This is a genomic window from Mesorhizobium sp. M7A.F.Ca.US.005.03.2.1, from assembly GCF_003997795.1.
In the GTDB taxonomy this organism is placed as follows: Bacteria; Pseudomonadota; Alphaproteobacteria; order Rhizobiales; family Rhizobiaceae; genus Mesorhizobium; species Mesorhizobium ciceri.
Genome location: NZ_RZRP01001252.1, coordinates 1 through 1,265 on the forward strand (window position 1 = coordinate 1; position 1,265 = coordinate 1,265).

Below are 1,265 nucleotides of genomic sequence, written 5' to 3' on the forward strand. Positions count from 1 at the left end.
GACACTTTGCGCATCGATCGGCACGCGATCCCAGTTCTTGCCCGACATCCGATTTCTCCGCTTCGCCGGGATTTGTTTCAGATCACCGGAGATCGCGCAACTGGATGAATTGCCTCTTTATCGACACGCGGATGCGGGTAGAGTGCGGCGGAAATTCAACCAACCTGTTCGGAGCTGATGCTCGCACGCCTGTTCGTGATCTTCGGTGGCCTGTTCGTGCTGGTGCTGTGTGCGGCGCTGGTGGTGCCGTATTTTATCGACTGGACCGGCTACCGCGCCGACTTCGAGCGCGAGGCGAGCGCCATTCTCGGCCGCAAGGTGACCGTGCAGGGCGACGCCACGGCAAGGCTGTTGCCGTTCCCTTCGGTGACCTTCTCGAATGTCGCCGTCGCCGGCGGCCCCAACGGCCAGCCGGCCATGACGGTCGAGACGTTTTCGATGGATGCGGAACTGGCGCCCTTCCTGCGCGGTGAAGTGCTGATCTTCGACATGCGGCTGGTGCGGCCGAAAGCGACCATCGATATCGCCAATGACGGCACTGTCGACTGGGCGATACGGCCGTCCTCGCCCTTCGACCCCAGCCAGATCTCGATCGAGAAGCTGACGGTGACGGAGGGTCAGATCGAAGTTCGCCATGCCGCTGGCGGGCGCAGCCATCTGTTTTCCGAGATCAATTCGACCGTCTCGGCCAAGTCGCTGGCCGGCCCATGGCGCATGGACGGCACGCTGCGGCTGGACGGGTTGCGCACCGCGGTCACCGCGTCCACCGGCAAGGCCGAAGGCTCAGGACAGATGCGGTTTCGGCTGAAGGCCGATCCGGACGCCTATCCGCTGGTCATCGAGACCGACGGCAATGCCGGCATCGTCAATGGGGCTGCCGTCTACTCCGGCCAGTTCAAAATCTCCGGTGCCGACAAGAACAGCGCCGAGCTGCGCGGCACCGATGGCGAGACGGTGAAAGTCTCGGCCGGTAAGCCCGATCCGGGCTTTCGGCTGAACGGCAAATTTTCGCTCGACCACCAGAAACTCGGGGTCGACGAATTCCGCTTCGAGACCGGGCCGCTCGACAACCCCTACACCGCCGATGGCAAGGCTTCTGTCGATCTCGGGCTGAAACCGAGTTTCGCCATCGAGGCCAATGGCGCGCAGGTGCAGTTCGACGAGGCGGTGGGCGCCGAAGCCGGCGCCGGCCTGACGCTGGACCAGCGCATCGCGGCGTTCGAGCAAGCGCTGCTCGATATGCCGAAGCCGACCATCCCCGGCAC

General features: G+C 64.0%; 1 protein-coding gene. It reads left to right on the top strand.

The genetic code is table 11. From position 1 onward, the window contains the following. Positions 1-177 precede the first annotated feature (177 nt). Positions 178-1,265 (top strand): AsmA family protein (locus EN991_RS36750; RefSeq protein ID WP_127370550.1); only part of this gene is annotated, 1,088 nt, incomplete at its 3' end.